General features: G+C 39.4%; 20 protein-coding genes. 1 reads left to right on the plus strand and 19 read right to left on the minus strand.

All coding sequences use genetic code 11. From position 1 onward, the window contains the following. Positions 1 to 35 precede the first annotated feature (35 nt). The 17 genes from lysA to spoIIM all read right to left on the minus strand — a co-directional run bounded on the left by lysA (position 36) and on the right by spoIIM (position 15,974). Positions 36 to 1,364: a diaminopimelate decarboxylase gene (gene lysA, locus RE409_RS18240; RefSeq protein WP_201223748.1), complete on the minus strand. Its 1,329-nt coding sequence runs from the start codon at positions 1,362 to 1,364 to the stop codon at positions 36 to 38. 302 nt (positions 1,365 to 1,666) lie between these two features. Next, positions 1,667 to 3,157, minus strand: coding sequence for a spore germination protein (locus tag RE409_RS18245; protein ID WP_397443368.1), 1,491 nt, complete (start codon positions 3,155 to 3,157; stop codon positions 1,667 to 1,669). Further along, complete coding sequence (locus RE409_RS18250; protein WP_201185683.1) at positions 3,114 to 3,719, minus strand: stage V sporulation protein SpoVABEA; 606 nt, start codon at positions 3,717 to 3,719, stop codon at positions 3,114 to 3,116. Before RE409_RS18250 ends, RE409_RS18245 begins: the two co-directional genes overlap by 44 nt. Before the next feature lie 40 nt (positions 3,720 to 3,759). Continuing rightward, on the minus strand, positions 3,760 to 4,182 hold the full coding sequence (locus tag RE409_RS18255; RefSeq protein WP_201223747.1) for a stage V sporulation protein AB: 423 nt from the start codon (positions 4,180 to 4,182) through the stop codon (positions 3,760 to 3,762). Continuing rightward, the gene (locus RE409_RS18260; protein WP_201187942.1) at positions 4,172 to 4,792 is read right to left on the minus strand and encodes a stage V sporulation protein AA; all 621 of its coding nucleotides are present in this window, start codon (positions 4,790 to 4,792) and stop codon (positions 4,172 to 4,174) included. The genes RE409_RS18255 and RE409_RS18260 overlap by 11 nt, the downstream gene beginning before the upstream one ends. Positions 4,793 to 4,958: 166 nt before the next feature. Continuing rightward, a complete protein-coding gene (locus tag RE409_RS18265; protein ID WP_201250690.1) occupies positions 4,959 to 6,257 on the minus strand; it encodes an NCS2 family permease in 1,299 nt (432 codons plus the stop codon). Between the two features lie 324 nt (positions 6,258 to 6,581). Next, positions 6,582 to 7,349, minus strand: coding sequence for an RNA polymerase sporulation sigma factor SigF (gene sigF, locus RE409_RS18270; RefSeq protein ID WP_053346843.1), 768 nt, complete (start codon positions 7,347 to 7,349; stop codon positions 6,582 to 6,584). A gap of 13 nt (positions 7,350 to 7,362) precedes the next feature. Continuing rightward, positions 7,363 to 7,803, minus strand: a complete 441-nt coding sequence (spoIIAB, locus tag RE409_RS18275) for an anti-sigma F factor (protein WP_053346844.1) — start codon at positions 7,801 to 7,803, stop codon at positions 7,363 to 7,365. A gap of 1 nt (position 7,804) precedes the next feature. Continuing rightward, positions 7,805 to 8,155: an anti-sigma F factor antagonist gene (gene spoIIAA, locus RE409_RS18280; RefSeq protein ID WP_201223744.1), complete on the minus strand. Its 351-nt coding sequence runs from the start codon at positions 8,153 to 8,155 to the stop codon at positions 7,805 to 7,807. 131 nt (positions 8,156 to 8,286) lie between these two features. Then, complete coding sequence (locus tag RE409_RS18285) at positions 8,287 to 9,453, minus strand: D-alanyl-D-alanine carboxypeptidase family protein (protein ID WP_201185689.1); 1,167 nt, start codon at positions 9,451 to 9,453, stop codon at positions 8,287 to 8,289. A 243-nt stretch (positions 9,454 to 9,696) separates the two neighbouring features. Beyond that, positions 9,697 to 11,001 (minus strand): pyrimidine-nucleoside phosphorylase, encoded by a 1,305-nt coding sequence (locus tag RE409_RS18290; RefSeq protein WP_056525190.1) that lies wholly within the window; start codon positions 10,999 to 11,001, stop codon positions 9,697 to 9,699. 72 nt (positions 11,002 to 11,073) lie between these two features. Then, positions 11,074 to 11,886 carry a purine-nucleoside phosphorylase gene (locus RE409_RS18295; RefSeq protein WP_309557875.1) on the minus strand — a complete coding sequence of 271 codons (813 nt, stop codon included), beginning with the start codon at positions 11,884 to 11,886 and terminating at the stop codon, positions 11,074 to 11,076. A gap of 17 nt (positions 11,887 to 11,903) precedes the next feature. Further along, a complete protein-coding gene (gene deoB, locus RE409_RS18300; RefSeq protein ID WP_201223739.1) occupies positions 11,904 to 13,091 on the minus strand; it encodes a phosphopentomutase in 1,188 nt (395 codons plus the stop codon). 309 nt (positions 13,092 to 13,400) lie between these two features. Further along, entirely contained in the window at positions 13,401 to 14,294 is an 894-nt protein-coding gene (xerD, locus tag RE409_RS18305) for a site-specific tyrosine recombinase XerD (RefSeq protein ID WP_201185693.1), read from the minus strand. A 5-nt stretch (positions 14,295 to 14,299) separates the two neighbouring features. Then, positions 14,300 to 14,527, minus strand: coding sequence for a YqzK family protein (locus RE409_RS18310; RefSeq protein ID WP_053346851.1), 228 nt, complete (start codon positions 14,525 to 14,527; stop codon positions 14,300 to 14,302). 222 nt (positions 14,528 to 14,749) lie between these two features. Further along, a complete protein-coding gene (locus tag RE409_RS18315) occupies positions 14,750 to 15,208 on the minus strand; it encodes a ferric iron uptake transcriptional regulator (protein ID WP_053348129.1) in 459 nt (152 codons plus the stop codon). A gap of 118 nt (positions 15,209 to 15,326) precedes the next feature. Continuing rightward, positions 15,327 to 15,974: a stage II sporulation protein M gene (gene spoIIM, locus RE409_RS18320; RefSeq protein ID WP_053346852.1), complete on the minus strand. Its 648-nt coding sequence runs from the start codon at positions 15,972 to 15,974 to the stop codon at positions 15,327 to 15,329. A gap of 150 nt (positions 15,975 to 16,124) precedes the next feature. Between spoIIM and RE409_RS18325 the strand changes: the two genes are divergently transcribed. Beyond that, positions 16,125 to 16,688 (plus strand): GNAT family N-acetyltransferase, encoded by a 564-nt coding sequence (locus RE409_RS18325; RefSeq protein ID WP_201223737.1) that lies wholly within the window; start codon positions 16,125 to 16,127, stop codon positions 16,686 to 16,688. A 67-nt stretch (positions 16,689 to 16,755) separates the two neighbouring features. Here the strand turns inward: RE409_RS18325 and RE409_RS18330 are convergent, their stop codons facing one another. Then, on the minus strand, positions 16,756 to 17,934 hold the full coding sequence (locus RE409_RS18330; protein ID WP_201223736.1) for an endonuclease Q family protein: 1,179 nt from the start codon (positions 17,932 to 17,934) through the stop codon (positions 16,756 to 16,758). Then, positions 17,935 to 18,486, minus strand: a complete 552-nt coding sequence (locus RE409_RS18335; RefSeq protein WP_053346855.1) for an NUDIX hydrolase — start codon at positions 18,484 to 18,486, stop codon at positions 17,935 to 17,937. Positions 18,487 to 18,532 lie beyond the last annotated feature (46 nt).

The raw sequence follows: 18,532 nt of genomic DNA on the forward strand, positions 1-18,532 counted from the left end.
ATAAGAAAAGAGGATGGCATAGCCATCCTCTTTTCTTAATCCTTATTCGTAACGGCTGCTTCCTGAAGTGCCAAATCCAAATGGATAAGATCTTCGAAGGTTTCGCGTTTAATGACTAAACGAGCTTCTCTATCTTCGACGAAGACGACAGCAGGCCTCGGAATCCGGTTGTAATTATTGGACATGGAATATCCATATGCCCCTGTACAAAAGACAGCTAATACATCACCTCGTCCTGCTTTTGGCAAAGGTAAATCCCAAATCAACATATCTCCGCTTTCACAGCATTTCCCAGCAATGGACACTGTTTCTTCTACTGGATCAAGCGGCCGATTGGCAAGAATTGCATCATACTTTGCCTCATATAGAGCTGGGCGAATATTATCACTCATACCACCATCAACTGCTATATATTTACGAACATTAGGTACTTCCTTTTCAGAACCGACTTTATATAAAGTCACACCAGCGTCGCCGACTAATGAACGGCCAGGTTCAATCCAAATTTCCGGCATCTCCAAATCAGAATTAGCAACCAGGTTCTGCACTTCCCTAACGATTTCTTCTACATATTGAGAAGCTGGAAGCGGGTCGTCCTCTTCGGTATATCTGATTCCAAATCCGCCTCCAAGATTCAATACCTTTGGCTGGAAATCTAATGATTTATGCCAATTTTTAAGCTTGCTTATAATTTTTTGTGCGGCAAGCAGGAATCCAGTCGTTTGAAAGATCTGTGAGCCAATATGGCAGTGCAGTCCTAGTACTTCAATCCACTTGCTTTGTAGCGCTTGTCTAAGGGCCTCTTCAGCCTGACCGTTAATAAGATCAAAGCCAAATTTCGAATCTTCCTGCCCTGTTAAGATATAATCATGCGTATGGGCTTCAATACCTGGAGTCACACGAAGAAGAATTTTCACTTTTTGTTCTCGCTGTGTACAAATCTCTTCTAATAATGTTAGCTCTGAAAAATTATCGACTACAATACAGCCGATTTTATAATCCAAGGCCATATGTAGCTCTTCTTCACTTTTGTTGTTCCCATGAAAATGAATACGTTCAGTTGGAAAATTTGCTTTAATTGCTGTATACAATTCTCCCGCTGAGACGACATCGAGTGATAGGCCCTCTTGATCAGCCAACTGGATCATTGCAATCGAAGAAAAAGCTTTACTCGCATAGGCGACTTGAGCAGAAATACCCAATTCCTCAAATGTTCGCTTGAATCCTCTAGCACGCTCGCGAATTAACTCTACATCATAAACATATAATGGCGTTCCAAATTGTTCAATCAATTCGATTGTGTCCACTCCGCCAATCTCAAGATGTCCACGATCATTGACACGACCGGTTCCGTACAAATGCATGATAGCTCACCTTCCTGACTTAAAACTAACGATTAATAAGAAATGAGGCAGCGTCAAAGAGAGTTCCCACTTATGCAAGCGAAAAAGGTTCTCCCTCTTTGAAAAAGCCTCATTCAAATTAATCGATTATCCCGAATAAAAATGTTTTCCATCCTCTTTAATCAAACAAACTGCTTAGTAGTTCGAAGGGAAAGCCAGATTGGTTTAACTTCAAAGAGACAAAAGAGCTCTTTCTCTTTGTGAAGCCTTAACTTTACTGCTTTTTCCGAATAAAATTAAATTACCACAACTTTTCGACAACATCAACCTTTAGATTTTCTTGGCTGCCTATATATATCCTGGGGATGTACAATACTCGGACGTTCTATAGAACCTGGATAAGGTCTTCTAAATATTATATGAGACAAAGCTTTCGGCTGAAACGGGAGAAGCGGCCATAAATACGGTGTATTTAACGTTTTTATACTGGTAAGCAAAATAATATGAATTGTGATACCTATAATTAAGCCCGGCACTTTAAATAAAGCAACCAACACAAGCAGCGCTAAACGGGAAATTTTATTCGCAACCCCTAGTTCTAAACTTGGAGTGACAAATGTACCGATTGTCGCTACGGAAGCGTAGAGAACCACTTCAGGGACAAATAGGCCAACATCTATTGCTATCTGTCCTATCAAAACTGCCGCAACCAAACCCATTGCAGTAGAAAGCGGGGTCGGGGTATGAACGGCTGCCATCCTTAAAAATTCTATCCCAATATCGGAAATGAAGATTTGGACAATAATCGGTATATGCGTTTTTTTATTCGGCCCGATAAATTCAAGATTATCGGGGAGAAGGGACGGTTCTAACGAAAACAATAACCAAATCGGCAGCAAATAAAGCGAAACGAAAATCCCTAAAAAACGGACCCATCGCACCAAGGTTCCAACAGCAGGTGCCTGCCGATACTCCTCAGCGTGTTGCATGTGATGAAAAAGAGTGGACGGGGTAATGATGACACTCGGTGAAGTATCCACATAAATAAGGACATGCCCCTCAAGTAAATGCGTTGCCGCTACATCAGCCCTCTCCGTGTATCTTACAAGCGGATACGGGTTATATCCTTGCTTGACGATAAACTCTTCAATCGTCTTATCCGCCATCGTTATGCCATCAACTTCTATATTTTTCAATTCCTTGCGTACGACTGCTATTAAATCCGGATCGGCAATATCTTTAATGTATCCGATTGCTATATCCGTTTTCGAACGTTCCCCCACCTTCAAAATTTCAAAACGTAATCTTTCATCCCGAATTCTCCGTCTGGTTATCGCTGTATTAATGATGATATTTTCGACAAAACCATCCCTGGATCCACGGACGACCTTTTCCGTATCAGGCTCTACTGGTTGCCTTCCAGGATAACTCCTGACATCTACAACCAATCCCGTTGCTCTACCATCGACGACGATGACTATTAAGCCGGACAGCACTTGATCAACAAGCTCATCCATTGTACTTATTTCTTCAACAGATTGGTGGACAAGCAAGTTTTTGACTGTTTCAAACACTTTTGTCGTCATAATTTCAGCATTTTTGTTATGGATTAGCGAGTCAAGAATTCCAATGATGAACTCTGTATCCGTCAGCCCGTTCACATAGTATAAATGTACATCTTTTTTTAAGACCTTTATTCTTCTTACCCCTAAGTCAAAGCTGACGCCAAGACCTACTTTTTCTTCCATGAACGAGTCTACTTCCGCTACTTTATTCGGAATCGGTTTCATGTTTTGAGGATTTTCTGAAGCCATTATGACCGCTCCTTTCCAAAATAATTTCCACCGCAAGCTTCGTGATCGGTGCACCTTTTTTAATATCATCTTGATGGGACATTTTCCCGATATCCCCTATCCCCACCACTATTGGAACATTTAATTCATCGATGCAATACACTGTATCTCCTGTAATCTTTCCTAGTTCAAATTCCTCAGCCCCGTATTTATCAACTCCGTTTGGTGTTAAATTCCCATCCCGGTCAATACATACATCCACCTTTGTCCATTCTTCCCTCCTAGTCTTTGAAGCAACTGCAATAACCCCAAGGACATCTATATCAGGATGGCCGGCAACCACCTTCATCGCCTGTTCACCGAATCCTTCACCGATAAAACCACTATCATCAAACATAACCAGTACAGGATCATACTTTGCCTTTTTTATTAATTCAACTAGCTCATTGCCCGAATAACGGGATGGATTACCTTGGGACATAGAGATGCACCGTCCACCTATTTCCTTAGCTACAAGCTGGACAGCCCGTTTTGCATACTCATCTCCATCCGTTATTAATATCACTTTTCGTTTGGTCACCATCTTGGCCCTTCTTTCATCATCAGGAATAATACTTAAGAACTTACAAATCGACAAAATAAATCCATTGGAATAAAGAACCGGCTATCTTCCCTAATACAAGTGCCATTAACAGATAAATAATCTTCTCTTGAATTCCGATTCGTTTAGAAAGAATCGGAAAAACATTCAAAACTTCAGTCAAAGCAGCAGCCAGCATCCCATTAAAAATCCCATCTGCCAAGCCAATCGGAATTAATAAAAAATGATGCAGGAAAAATTTCGTTTCCTGTAAGCCTAACCATGTTCCAGCGACAACACCTGCAATAATTGCTGCTTCATAGTAATGAATCATTTTCATCGTTTTCGTCAACTGAGTCAGTCTCGGTATCACTCCAAGTACAGTCAAAAACGCTACAAAACCGGCACCTGTTGCAAAACCTCCAGCTAGACCGACAAAGATTCCGAAGATAATTTTACCTGTCATCAAGATGGCGCACGTTTTCCTTATTTTCATTCATGGTGACATAACGGTCTAAATCCTGCTGGTAATTGAACATTTCAACTTCGAGCGGACTAGGTTCCTCATTAAAGCGTTTTTTAAAAAAGTGATTAAAAAATAAAATCATTCCTATGCCAAGTCCGAAGCTATAAGGTATCTGTATTAATAGTGGCTTTTCATCTAGCTTCCCCGTTATTAACGTAAAGACTTTTTGATGGACTTCCCCCATACTGACATCAACATGGAAATTCATAATTGTCATCCCAGCTCCAATAAATAATAAGAACCAGACTAGAGCAAAAGTTAGGTAAGACATTTTCTTTTTTGAATATATGACTTCGATGATGGTCTGAGATGGCCCAAATGTCTGCACTTCAATTTGCGGATCCACTTTACGAATGGCCATGATAAGTTGAGCCAAATCAATGACAATAATATTCTTATCTTCCTTCTTGACCGTTAATAAAAAGGTCTCTTCAATTATTTGAATCACTTCTTCAGGTCCGATTATCCTTGCAATATCTTTAATCCTCACCGTTTGATTTCCCTTTACTTGTACACGGTTCCTCATCCTGATATATACAACTGCCATTATCATCACATCCCGACCTTTTATTTCCTTATGATAGTAGTATGGATTGGAAACACAGTGAAAATGCAGGAAGTAACGGATGTCCAAATATTACTAATTACGAGGGTGAAAGATAAAACAAAAAAGACATGCTGAATGACAGCATGTCTTTTTTGTTTACATTATTAACTTAATGAGTTGGGAAAAAAATCAGTTGAACTAAAAATATCAATCCAAAAATATAAATAAGTGGATGAACTGATTTTCCTTTTCCACTAAATAACTTCATAAGGGGATATGTTATGAATCCAATTGCAATCCCCGTTGATATGCTTGAAGTAAGAGGCATCGTTAAAATAATCGCAAATGCCGGAAATGCATCATCAAACATTTTCCAATTGACTTTAGCTAAACCTTCCATCATAAAACAACCTACGATAATCAAAACAGGTGCAGTGATTGCTGAAACTGAAGAAATGGCCGAGATCAATGGAGAAAAGAAAATAGATGCTGCAAACAAGATAGCTACCACCGTGGCTGTTAAACCAGTACGGCCTCCTGCTGCCACACCTGTGCTAGATTCAACATATGCTGTGGAAGGACTTGTTCCAAACAAAGAGCCAATTGTCGTCGCAATTGCATCTCCTAAAAATGCTTTTTTCGCACGAGGTATTTTCCCGTCCTTCGTTAAACCTGCCTGCTCCGTTACTCCAATCAATGTACCTGTCGTATCAAAGATTGTCACAAGTAAAAAGGCAAAAACAACTGAATATAGAGAGTTCGTAAAGACCCCAGAGATATCGATATCGAAAAATACCGGTGTAGGCGGCACAGATAGCACTCCATTAAAGTTGAGAAGACCGATAAAGTAGCCAATGACTGCCGTAATGATCATCCCAATAAAAATTGCTCCTTTAACATTGCGTGCCATTAAAATTAACGTTATAAATAAACCTGCAAGTGCTAAAACTGTTCCAGATTGATGCAAGTCGCCAAGCGTAACCATAGTTGAATCATTCGGTACGACGATTCCCGCATTTTTCAATCCGATAAACGCGATGAATAAACCAATTCCAGAGGTGATTCCATATTTTAATGAATTCGGAATGGCATCAATTATCATTTTGCGCAAGCTCGTTACACTTATCAATAAAAATAGCAAGCCTGCGATGAAAACTGTTCCAAATACGGTTTGATATGAAAGACCTTGTGCACCAACTACACTAGCAAAATAAGCATTCAAGCCCATCCCCGGTGCAATCGCAATTGGATATTTTGCGACCAACCCCATAATAAGGGTACCTATAACAGCAGAAATGACTGTTGCCATAAAGACTTGTTCAAATGGAATTCCGATTGAGGATAATAAAGCCGGATTCACAATAAGGATATAAACCATAGTTAAAAATGTCGTAACACCCGCCATAACTTCAGTACGGACATCCGTCCCATTTTCTTTTAGGGAGAAAAACTTTTCTAAAAACATCATTTAGACCTCCAGATCTAAAGGAAACACCGATACAATCGTTTGCATGCGAAGACAAAGGTGTCCTAAAATTGTACTGCATCTACACTTTTTTCAGATTAATTATATTCGTTGAATGAAAGATAAAAAACGAATGAAAAGCGCGACCTTTACTATAATATTCGTTTTTAATTCTAAATTCAACTAAAAAATTTCATCCCCTCTCTTATTTCCGTAAATTCCCATCACCTCAAACTACTATGGGCTCCTTTTTAATATGATTAGAGTCTTTTTACCTTTTCCTAAAACCCAAATTTTTCTCAAATCAAATAAAAAAAACCACATGAATCACTGATTCATGTGGTTTTTCATCTGCTGGAGAATTTTCTTTTCCAGCCGTGACACCTGTACTTGGGATATGCCAAGTCTTGCCGCTACTTCCGATTGCGTCTGGTCTTTATAGTACCTCAGGAAAACAATTAGTCTTTCACGTTCATTCAATTCATGGATGGCTTCTTTTAAAGCGATTTGGTCAAACCATGATGTTTCATTATTGTCGGCAATCTGGTCAAGAAGAGTAATCGGGTCGCCATCATTTTCATAAACCGTTTCATGGATGGAAGAAGGACTTCGACTAGCCTCTTGGGCCATGATAATTTCCTCTGGTGACAGCTCAAGATGTTCCGCCAATTCATTGACCGTTGGAACACGGCCGTACGTTTTTGAAAGTTCCTCTTTGGCTCTACGAATTTTATTTGCCATTTCCTTTAAAGAACGGCTTACTTTTACAGTTCCATCATCACGGATAAAACGTTGAATCTCTCCAATGATCATTGGTACAGCATACGTAGAGAATTTCACTTCAAACGATAAGTCAAATTTATCTACGGACTTCAAAAGCCCAATGCAGCCAATCTGGTATAAATCATCCGGTTCATAACCTCGATTGAGGAATCTCTGTACTACGGACCAGACAAGTCTTAGATTGCTATTGACAATCAAGTTTCTTGCGTCCTGGTCACCACTCTGGCTGCGTTGGATTAAATTCCGTAATTCCTCATCTTTTAAATGGGGCTGGCCTTTTTTGCTCTTCTCTTTTTTAACCTCCACATCCATATGCAAGTCTCCCTTAATTGCACAAAGCTCTGCTTGTAGTTAAGTGCTTTTTTAATCGAATGATCGTACCTTCACCCTTATGGGAAATAATATTGATTTCATCCATGAAGTTTTCCATAATGGTGAATCCCATACCGGAACGTTCAAGTTCAGGTTTTGTCGTAAATAGTGGCTGTTTAGCTTCCTCGACGTCTTCAATGCCCAGTCCTTCATCACGGATGGTCAATTCTACAGTATCACCTTCAATAATCACAGAAATGTAGACCCATCCTTCCGGGTCACTCTCGTACCCATGAATAATCGAATTCGTAACTGCTTCTGACACGACAGTCTTGATCTCTGTCAATTCATCCATTGTTGGATCTAACTGGGCAATAAAAGCCGCAACTGTAACCCTGGCAAAAGATTCATTTTGGCTTAGTGCAGAAAATTTCGTTTCCATTTTATTTTTCATCTTAGGCAACCCCCAGTCTTTGCAAAGCGTTTTTTTCGGATAGTTCCATTTTAACAATTTTAAACAACCCTGACATCTCAAATAACCGCTTTACTGCTGGAGAAATTGCGCAGACGACCATTTCACCTTGTTTATTGTTTACCTGCTTATAACGCCCTAAAATAACACCGAGTCCTGAACTGTCCATAAAATGTAATTCTTCTAAGTTGAGAATTATGTGCTTGATGTTATGCTTTTGAATTGCTGACTCTGCCTGTTTTTTCAATTTTTCTGCTGTATGATGATCTAAATCACCTTTGAGACGAATGCATAATACACGATCTTTCGCCTCCATATTAATCGTAAGACTCATTATATACAGCCTCCTTCACTGTCTTATAAAGAGTCAAATTCTCTTTTTCACCTGCAGATTCCTTCTTCATAGCAAAACTAGTGGGCTTTCGCCTAAATTAGTACATTTATCAGGTAATGCGACAAATTATTCTATTTGACTTGAGTAAACATGCCGAAAGCCCGTTTATACAATTGCCACCAACTGGCTTTTTCAACAGTTTCCTTCGCAACAATTGGCGATTCGACATACACCTTACCGTTTTTCTTCAATTCAAGCGTACCAATTTGATCGCCTTTTTTGATTGGTGCATTCAAATCTTTATTAAGAGTAATTTTTTTTGTAAAATCCTTCGCTGTTCCGTTCTTGGTTGTCAAAACTGAAATAGGTTCACTTGTTACTCCTATAACCATTTTCTTGTGACCTTTACTTACCTTTGATTCTCCTAACATCTCGCCTCGTTTATATATAGGATATGTGATGTATTGTGAAAAAGCATAATCAAGCATTTTGGTAACCTGCGCATTTCGCTCCTTCGGAGATGCTGCTCCGAAAACGACGGCAATGACCCGCATATTCCCTTTTTTCGCTGTAGCCGTCAGGCAATACTTCGCTTCATTTGTAAATCCTGTTTTTAGCCCATCTACCCCCGGATAAAATTTCACTAATCGGTTCGTGTTAACCAGCCAGAATTTCTTTTCGGTATTTTCACGGAGATAGTCTTCATATGTACCCGTGAACCTTGTAATTGTATCGTATTTCAATAACTCCTTCGCCATGATGGACATATCATAAGCCGAGCTGTAATGATCTTTAACAGGAAGGCCTGTCACATTTTGAAACTTCGTGTTTTTTAGCCCGAGATCTTTCGCTTTTTTGTTCATTTTCTTAACAAACTCTTCTTCAGATCCCGCAATTCGTTCCGCCATCGCCACCGATGCATCATTCGCCGAACCAATCGAGATGCCTTTAAGCATTTGCTCCGTGGTCATTTCTTCACCTGGCTCGAGGAAGATTTGAGAACCACCCATCGACGCTGCATACTCACTTGTCCTGATTTTTTCCTTCATGGTAAGATCGCCTTTATCGATTGCTTCCATGATTAGCAGCATCGTCATGATCTTGGTCATACTTGCCGGTGAAAGACGATCATCTGCGTTTTTATCATACAATACGGTACCTGTATCCCGTTCAATTAAAATAGCAGATTTAGCATTAGCCGCTAAGTCGACTCCTTTATCTTCCGCTGCTTTTGTATGTGGGATGCTAAAACCAGCAGCTATTAATACGGTTAAAAATAGAGAAAGAATCCGCTTCATCTCCATACCCTCCAATCTTTATATGATTTATTTTTTCCATTACACCCATTTTTATACAAATAAGTTCATTTAAAGATAAATTTTGTAAATATAAGAATTATTAGGAAAATTAACACAAAAATAAAAAGAGGATGCGCATAGGCATCCTCTTTTTAAAATCATAGGATTATTTTAGCTACATAAGCTAGCTAAGGTTACAAAAAGGTCACTCTCTAAAAAAAGAGCAACATTTTTGAAGTTACATTATTCCATAATCTCTTTATAGATAAGCGTAGGTTTTTCAACTTTTTCTTTCGAGATAGATATGTTTTCATACAATTTTTCTTTTACTTCTGAAACATCTTCAAAATTACTGTAAATCGTCACTAGAGATTCACCTTTTGCCACGACTTCTCCGATTTTTTTACGGAGTACTAACCCAACAGCTAGGTCAATTTCTGATTCCTTGGTCGCTCTTCCGGCTCCTAAAAGCATAGCCGCTGTTCCAACTTCATCGGCAACGATTTTTGATACATATCCGTCTTCTTTTGCTTCAAGCTCAAAAGTATAGGCAGCCTGCGGAAGTTTTTCTGGCTGATCTACAACCGAACCATCGCCTCCCTGCGCTTCTAAGAAAACCTTAAATGAGTTAAGAGCAGAACCATCTTTAATTGCGTTTTCAAGCAGGGTTCTAGCTTCTTCAAGCGAGCTTGCCTTTTTAGCAAGGAACACCATATGACTGCCTAGTGTTAAGGAAAGTTCCGTTAAATCTTCCGGACCTTCACCTTTAAGCGTATCGATTGCTTCTTTCACTTCTAAAGCATTTCCGATTGCGTAACCTAGCGGCTGGCTCATATCTGAAATTACAGCCATCGTGTTTCGCCCAACATTATTCCCGATGCTCACCATTGCATGAGCTAATTCTTCTGAGTCTTCGAGAGTTTTCATGAATGCTCCTGCACCCGTTTTCACATCAAGGACAATTGCATCGGCACCAGCAGCTATTTTTTTACTCATAATTGAACCAGCAATCAAGCCGATGCTGTTAACAGTAGCCGTTACATCGCGCAATGCATATAACTTTTTATCCGCAGGTGTTAAGTTACCACTTTGACCAATGACAGCTATTTTATTTTTATTCACAAGTCGTATAAACTCATCATTTTCTATTTCCACATGAAAACCTGTAACAGATTCCAATTTATCAATTGTTCCGCCAGTATGGCCAAGACCGCGTCCTGACATCTTCGCTACCGGAACTCCAACTGCAGCCACTAAAGGTCCAAGAACAAGTGTTGTCGTATCACCTACACCTCCAGTGGAATGTTTATCAACCTTAACTCCTTCAATCATAGTTAAATCAATTTGATCGCCCGATTCAACCATAGCCATGGTTAAATCAGCACGTTCTTGCTCATTCATACCTTTGAAATAAACGGCCATTGACCAAGCACTCATTTGGTAATCAGGAATCGTTCCATCAGTAAACCCTTGGATAATGAACTGAATTTCTTCCGTAGAAAGAGCCTTACCATCACGTTTTTTCTCGATTAGATCTACCATTCTCATATTAGATTCCCCGCTTTTTTAAAGGCACTGCTACATTTAGCTGTGCTTATTTTATTTTAAATTTAAACTGTTTTAAATGTCTTTAACGATTTGTTTAACAAATTCCAGAAAACTACTCTTTACTTTTTCCGTCGTTTCAATTACTTCTACATGTGACAACGGCTGATCCAAAATGCCTGCAGCCATGTTGGTAAGACATGAAATACCGAGTACTTTCATACCGCTATGTCTTGCCACAATAACCTCCGGAACAGTGGACATGCCGACTGCATCCCCGCCAAGAATCCTTGCCATTTTCACTTCTGCGGGTGTTTCATAGGTCGGGCCTGAATTCCCAATATAGACACCTTCTTTAATATCCATACCAAGCGATGAAGCAATTTTTTTAGCTTGAGCTCGCAGCTCTTTGTTATACGCTTCTGACATATCAGGGAACCTAGGACCAAACCGCTCTTCGTTTGAACCAATTAATGGATTTGCCCCCATTAAATTGATATGATCCGTAATTAGCATCAAGTCTCCCGGTGCATAGCTTTCATTAACACTTCCCGCAGCATTAGTTACAATTAACTGCTCAACTCCAAGAAGCTTCATTACACGCACAGGGAATGTGACTTTCTCCATAGAGTATCCCTCATAAAAATGAAAACGACCTTGCATAGCTACAACTTTTTTGCCGCTTAAAATACCGAAGACAAGCTGACCTGCATGTCCCTCAACAGTTGATACTGGAAATTCCGGTATATCGTGATATGGGATCGTAATAGGATTCTCAATTTCATCTGCTAATACCCCAAGTCCCGAACCAAGAATCAATCCTATTTCTGGACAACCATCAATCTTACTTTTTATAAATGAGGCAGCTGCTTCTATTTTATTAAACATATATATTTTCTCTCCCCTTAATTCATATCGCCCAAAATATTTTTTCCGAAGGCAGGCATTTTCACATCAAAGTTAGCTGCGACTGTTGCCCCTATATCAGCAAATGTATCTCTTATTGGAAGCTCGCCAGCTTCTGTAAATCGTTTAGAATAAACTAATAATGGCACATATTCACGTGTATGGTCGGTCCCTTCATGTACCGGGTCATTCCCGTGATCAGCAGTGATGATTAATAAATCGTCCTCTTTTAGCTTATCGAGTACTTCTGGCATTCTAGCATCGAATTCTTCTAATGCCTTTCCGTAACCCTCTGGATCACGTCTGTGACCGTATAAAGCATCGAAGTCGACCAGGTTAAGGAAACTTAAACCTTTGAAATCCTGTTCGATGGTTTGGATTAATTTATCCATTCCATCCATATTAGATACGGTCCTTAAGGATTCAGTGACCCCTTCACCATCAAAAATATCAGAAATTTTCCCGATTGCCAGAACATCATATCCGGAATCTTTCAATTCATCCATAACCGTCCTGTTAAATGGTTTTAAAGCATAATCATGACGATTAGGCGTTCTTTTGAAGCTGCCTGGTTGGCCTGTGAAAGGTCTTGCGATTACGCGTCCAACCTTAAATTCATCAGCCATTGTTACTTCACGTGCAATCTCACAAATTCGGTATAATTCTTCTACCGGAACTATATCTTCATGGGCAGCGATTTGTAAAACTGAATCCGCAGATGTATAAACAATTAACGCACCCGTTTTCATATGTTCTTCGCCAAGTCTTTCTATGATTTCCGTCCCGCTAGCCGGAATATTCCCAATAATCCCACGACCCAATTTCGCTTCGAGGTCATTGACTAATAATTCTGGGAAACCATTTGGGAACACACGAAATGGAGTCGATATATTCAACCCCATAATTTCCCAGTGTCCAGTCATCGTATCTTTTCCAGTAGACGCTTCTTTCATTTTCGTATAGTATGCGAGCGGTTGCTTCGCTTTATCAATCCCTTTGATTTCACGGATATTACCTAAACCCAATTTTGCGAGATTTGGCATGTTTAATCCATTCATTTTTTCTGCGATATGACCAAGTGTATCTGACCCTTTATCACCGAATAAATCTGCATCAGGTGCTTCACCAATCCCTACTGAGTCCATAACCACTACAAAAATACGTTTAAACGCTGAATTCCCTTTCATGCTCATTCCTCCTAAAATAGTAAATCAGTTTTTATACTCTCTATATTACCCGTATACTGTTTAGTTACTCTTCAATAAAATGAAAATTACGAGAACGTCAGAAGTCTGACCTCTCTACATTGTAAACGATTACCATGATGGAGACAAATAATATATTTCTGAAAGAAAAACGTATCACTAGATCTTCACAATGTCCACTATAGCGATTTAGTATCGACCGTTTGTATCCCCTTTCAATTTCGAAAAAGGCTGCTTTCTTCATCTGTTTTGCAGTGAAGTTCACAACCTCTCTATCATTCTACTAAACTTCTAAGCTCGCGGATGAAATTTTGAATATACATCCTTAATCCGAACGTTTGTAATATGCGTATAAATTTGCGTCGTCGATATATCCGCATGACCTAGCATCTCTTGGACTGCCCTTAAATCTGCCCCATTCATTAATAGATGTGTCGCGAAGGAATGACGCAAAGTATGTGGGGTGATTTCTTTTTCTATTTGCGCCGTTTTCACAAGTTTCTTTAAAATCTTCCAAAATCCCTGTCTTGTCAGCCTGTTTCCATGATGATTCAAAAAAAGTGACTCTGTTCGGTGCTTTGGACTAGCAAATTTTCCTCGGGCCCTATCCAAATAATTTTCAATAGCACCAAGTGCCGTTTGGCCAATTGGAATGATTCTTTCTTTATTTCCTTTTCCAATACAGCGGACAAAGCCCATCGATGCATGGACATCACTCACATCCATTGATATTAACTCACTTACGCGCATCCCTGTCGCATACATCAATTCAAGCATCGCCTTATCACGCAAACCATATTCATCCATTACCTTTGGGGCCTCTAATAACGCTTCCACCTCTTCCATGCTTAGCACTTTTGGGAGGCTTCGCTCTGGTTTTGGTGTTTCTATATGTAAAGATGGATCCTGGTCGGTCACCCTTTCTCGGAGAAGAAATTGATGAAAAGACCTAATGGAGGCGATATGACGCGCTACCGTTTTCGATGATTTGCCCTGATCCTTCAAATGAACCAGAAAATGCAAGATGTTCACCCTCCGCGAATCATTCCAGTTGGTAATGGTTTCTACATTTTTCAAGTAGCTCCAATATGAATTTAAGTCGCGTTCATAAGAAACGAGCGTATTCTTGGCAAGTCCTTTTTCAATGGTTAAAAAATGAATAAAATCCCTAATTTGATTCTCCATATTCATTACTCCCCGTTTAAATAAAACAACATTAAGCGTTCAAGCCATGCATCATCACCTGTATCAACAGCCTTTGATACTTTTACAGCCATACCTTTGGGTTCGTCATAACGATGATAACTTTGATATTCCTGATTTAACCATACCATTCCTATATAAAAAAGAATAGTGAAGCTAACAAAGAGAATCATCACTTTAGCTGTATGTAGAACAAGCGACAATGAAGTTTTCATCACCTTTCCCCTCCCATTCGATCCTTTGTATCAATCTATGCCCAACAGGACAAGTTTTATACATGTTTCGGTAAGGAGAAAGTAAAAACAGCTATAAAAGAGAAAAGTGACGTTATCCTAATTTCCTGAATTCAGCTACATGTCGAATGGACCTTGCTCTGCAGATATTTACCCTTTTAAAAATGCAGAAAACCTTCTCCATTTAATGGAAAAGGTCCGACTTTATTCACCTTTATTCTCGTCTTTCTCATGGCATCGATGACAAATACCATGAAAGGTTAATCTATGATCTTTAATCTTGAAGTTCCAGTCGCGTTCTACAATGGATTCTACGTCTTCAAGTAAGTCTTCTTGAATCTCATCTACCGCTCCACATTCCACACAAACAAGATGATGATGGAAATGGGCAGCCCCTTCTTGTCTTAAATCATAACGGGAAACCCCGTCTCCAAAGTTAATTTTATCTACTATCTTCAATTCAGTCAGCAACTCTAGCGTACGGTATACTGTTGCCAATCCAATTTCCGGCGACTTTTCTTTGACAAGGAGGTAAACGTCTTCTGCGCTTAAATGATCCTCTTCGTGCTCAAGTAAAACGCGGACGGTCGCTTCTCGCTGAGGCGTTAGTTTGTAGCTGGACGAGTGCAACTGCTTTTTTATTCTATCAATTCTATTTTCTATTTCCATACCTATATTCCCTCCCGCGCCGCTATCTTATCCATTATAACAAATGAGGGAAAACTGTCAAAATAGATTTCTTGTTAATGATAAAAAAATTGTTGTGATTAGCAAATTCCCTTCAATGACCCAGGAAACTGACGACATTTTTCATTAAAGAGGGTGATAAGTATGCTTCAAATACAGCAGCTGTAATTAAAAATAATCCTGACAAAATTAATGAAAAAATATAGCGTGATATAATTGGCTTCAGCGGCTCTCGAATTTGCTTGAGGAAAATCCGGCTGATCATTTTCATTGATAGCGAGACAGCAAGGACCGTTATTACGATGAAAATCGGTACAATGAATATATTTTGTGGTAGAATTGCGACAAATGATAATAAGAACCCGCTCCACCCCATTTGATTAACTAAAAAGCCGACTGTAAACCCTACAACCATTCCTTTAATAAATAACAATATCAAGATAACCGGCAACCCAATAACCGAAATCCCAAGAATCCAGATGAGGCCTATATATTTTATGTTATGCATAATACTTTGGCTAAACATATCATGCGAAGATGCAAATTCTCCTTTGGTAACTTGTCCAAAAAATTGTGATAAATAATAGAACAAGTCCTCTTTTTGGGTAAAACTCAAACTATTTACGAGTACAGCGCCAAAAATGACACCCATTAAAAAAAGCACAGTGATAAAGACATATAATGAGGAATGTTCGTTAATGTGTTTCATTACGGCATTTTGTACGACAGATTTTTTTTTCATCTTTCATCCTCCCAACTCCGCTTACTAGAATCTATGTTTTCACTCTTTCATTTATGCTAAAGAAAACAAGTATGAATTCCCTAATCAGGAAGAACACCTCAAAGCAATATCATGTTATAATTTTCCATAACCATTACTTGGAGGTGTGATATGAAAGCTATATTAATGGATTTCCCAGAAAAAATTGAAACTCCACGGCTATATCTAAGACCTTGTCAACCTGGAGATGGCAAAGATGTGTATGAAGCCATTGTCCGTTCCCAGAATGAATTAAAACAATGGCTTCCATTTGCCCATCAGGAACCGTCCTTGGAAACCTCAGAACAGAACGTCCTAAAAGCCTTTGCGGACTTTATTTTAAAAGAGGATATTAGACTTCATATTTATAGGAAAGAAAACGACCAATTCATCGGTTCCACTGGTCTGCACCGAATTAACTGGGATATCCCCAAATTTGAGATTGGCTATTGGATTGATACGATGCACAGTAAAAAAGGGTACATAACCGAAGCGATTGAAAAGTTAACCCAATTTGCTTTTCATCATTATGGGGCAAAGCGGGTTGAAATCCGCTGTGACCCTAATAACCTTGCTAGTAAACGAATTCCCGAAAAACTAAAGTATACTCTTGAAGGAACTTTACATAATGACTGTATAAGTGCTGACGGCAAGGAATTGCGAGACACCTATATATATGCAAAAACAACAAACTAAAAAAAGTCCTGACAGTATAAACCTCCTCTGTCAGGACTCTTTTTTGTTCCCTTACATAAACAAATAATTAGCTGTTCTTTTTTACTTTCCCATACTTACCTCCGCCCCCAACTTCAAAAGTAAGCTCCCCTTTTCTGGCAGAATCGATATAGTGGGCCAATTTTTCAGGAACGATTTCTTTGAGTTGTTCAAGGGTTACCTCATGAAGGATATTCATCTCGGTTCCAAATGCCTTTAGCAGTTTTTCCATTGATTTAGGACCAAGTCCCGGGATGAAATCGAGGGGTACTTGATGGATATATGGCGGTCTTTCCCTTCGTTTCTCTCCATTCATTTTAGGAATAGATAGTTCCTCTATTCGAGTCGACACCCCTTTAATGATAGTCTTGTTTCCACATTCAGGACATTGTTCATTATCCCTTAACAATTGATGTAAACATCCTGAACAAACGGTTTGATGATATTTTCCCAATAAGGGATTCAACCCATAATTGGCTGATACCTTTCGTCCTTCTGTATCTTGAAGGGCTTTTGCCAACTCGTTAAAACTTGGTTCTTTAAGTCGAATTTTTTGATATTCACGAGCTATTTTCCCAAGCGAATGTGCGTCAGAATTCGTCACGAAGACAAAGGATTCCAACTCTTTTATATCCTTGACCATATCTGTATCAGAACTTAACCCAAGCTCGATGGCGTCGATTAACTCTGGATCGAATACTTCAGCCAGACTCGACTTTACCCCTTTACCATATAAACTTTTAAAGGGGGTAAAAACATGTGCTGGGATAAACAAGCCGCCAAGTGATTTTACTATTTTTTGCAGTGTTCTTCCGTCACAATAAATTCTTTGAGAGCTTAAGGTGATATTTTTAACATAACCGCTCATCCACACCGAAAAATTCTTCATCGCTTCCAATGTTGGAAAATAGGCAAGAACATGGATTGGGCCATTACAATGCTGATCATAAATTTCAATTTCAGAGCCTGGAATGATTGTTGTGTTCCGGTAAAGAAGACCGCCTTCATCCTTCTCTGTAATTTCCCCGTCCAGAATTCCTGCTTCAATCTCTTCGATAACTTCAGGAGAATGGCAGTCAATTATCCCGATTAAATCGAGACCTTTTCTCTCACTTGCCACTTGTATCACCTTGCTGAAGGTCAACGTTTTAGCACCGGTTATTTTTACGGCCTTTCCACTTCTTGTTCTGCCTATGTGGATATGCAGGTCAGCGTAATACTCTTTCATTTATGAAGTCATGACCTTTTTCAACTGCAGGTACTGAACTGCATATGCCGTTTTGGCATCCTGGATTTTCCCTTCATCTATATAGGTTTGAGCTTCCTCTACCGTCAGCTCAATCACCTCGACAAATTCATCCTCATCCAAGGGGGCCGCATTTTCTTTCTTTTTCAAATTGTGGGCTACATAAATGTGAACCAATTCATCGGCAAAGCCTGGGGACGTATAAAAGGATATGATGTGTTCCATTTTTTCGCATACATACCCTGTCTCTTCCTCAAGTTCCCGTTCTGCCGACAGAATCGGTTGTTCGCCTTTTTCGAGCTTTCCTGCAGGAATTTCAACCAGACTTCTCTCCAGCGCTTTACGGTACTGTTCGACCATGATGATTTTATTGTCTGCTGTAACAGCTATGATTGCAACCGCTCCCGGATGCTTGATGATTTCACGTTTACTTGTTTTTCCATCTGGAAGCTCTACATCATCCACCTGTAGGCTGATTACTTTACCGGTGAATACTTTTTCCGAAGATATCGTTTTTTCTTCAAATTTTTTCATCCTGACCACTCCTCTGTTCTAATTGCAGTATTATTCTTCATACATT

Source organism: Peribacillus sp. R9-11, assembly GCF_031345095.1.
GTDB classification, from domain to species: Bacteria; Bacillota; Bacilli; order Bacillales; family DSM-1321; genus Peribacillus; species Peribacillus butanolivorans.

Excerpts from the sequence above, each read along its gene's own strand:
- lysA (WP_201223748.1), bottom strand. The coding sequence starts at position 1,364 with ATGCATTTGTACGGAACCGGTCGTGTCAATGATCGTGGACATCTTGAG.
- RE409_RS18245 (WP_397443368.1), bottom strand. The coding sequence starts at position 3,157 with ATGGCTTCAGAAAATCCTCAAAACATGAAACCGATTCCGAATAAAGTA.
- RE409_RS18250 (WP_201185683.1), bottom strand. The coding sequence starts at position 3,719 with ATGGTGACCAAACGAAAAGTGATATTAATAACGGATGGAGATGAGTAT.
- RE409_RS18255 (WP_201223747.1), bottom strand. The coding sequence starts at position 4,182 with ATGACAGGTAAAATTATCTTCGGAATCTTTGTCGGTCTAGCTGGAGGT.
- RE409_RS18265 (WP_201250690.1), bottom strand. The coding sequence starts at position 6,257 with ATGATGTTTTTAGAAAAGTTTTTCTCCCTAAAAGAAAATGGGACGGAT.
- sigF (WP_053346843.1), bottom strand. The coding sequence starts at position 7,349 with ATGGATGTGGAGGTTAAAAAAGAGAAGAGCAAAAAAGGCCAGCCCCAT.
- spoIIAB (WP_053346844.1), bottom strand. The coding sequence starts at position 7,803 with ATGAAAAATAAAATGGAAACGAAATTTTCTGCACTAAGCCAAAATGAA.
- spoIIAA (WP_201223744.1), bottom strand. The coding sequence starts at position 8,155 with ATGAGTCTTACGATTAATATGGAGGCGAAAGATCGTGTATTATGCATT.
- RE409_RS18285 (WP_201185689.1), bottom strand. The coding sequence starts at position 9,453 with ATGAAGCGGATTCTTTCTCTATTTTTAACCGTATTAATAGCTGCTGGT.
- RE409_RS18290 (WP_056525190.1), bottom strand. The coding sequence starts at position 11,001 with ATGAGAATGGTAGATCTAATCGAGAAAAAACGTGATGGTAAGGCTCTT.
- RE409_RS18295 (WP_309557875.1), bottom strand. The coding sequence starts at position 11,886 with ATGTTTAATAAAATAGAAGCAGCTGCCTCATTTATAAAAAGTAAGATT.
- deoB (WP_201223739.1), bottom strand. The coding sequence starts at position 13,091 with ATGAAAGGGAATTCAGCGTTTAAACGTATTTTTGTAGTGGTTATGGAC.
- xerD (WP_201185693.1), bottom strand. The coding sequence starts at position 14,294 with ATGGAGAATCAAATTAGGGATTTTATTCATTTTTTAACCATTGAAAAA.
- RE409_RS18310 (WP_053346851.1), bottom strand. The coding sequence starts at position 14,527 with ATGAAAACTTCATTGTCGCTTGTTCTACATACAGCTAAAGTGATGATT.
- spoIIM (WP_053346852.1), bottom strand. The coding sequence starts at position 15,974 with ATGAAAAAAAAATCTGTCGTACAAAATGCCGTAATGAAACACATTAAC.
- RE409_RS18325 (WP_201223737.1), top strand. The coding sequence starts at position 16,125 with ATGAAAGCTATATTAATGGATTTCCCAGAAAAAATTGAAACTCCACGG.
- RE409_RS18330 (WP_201223736.1), bottom strand. The coding sequence starts at position 17,934 with ATGAAAGAGTATTACGCTGACCTGCATATCCACATAGGCAGAACAAGA.
- RE409_RS18335 (WP_053346855.1), bottom strand. The coding sequence starts at position 18,486 with ATGAAAAAATTTGAAGAAAAAACGATATCTTCGGAAAAAGTATTCACC.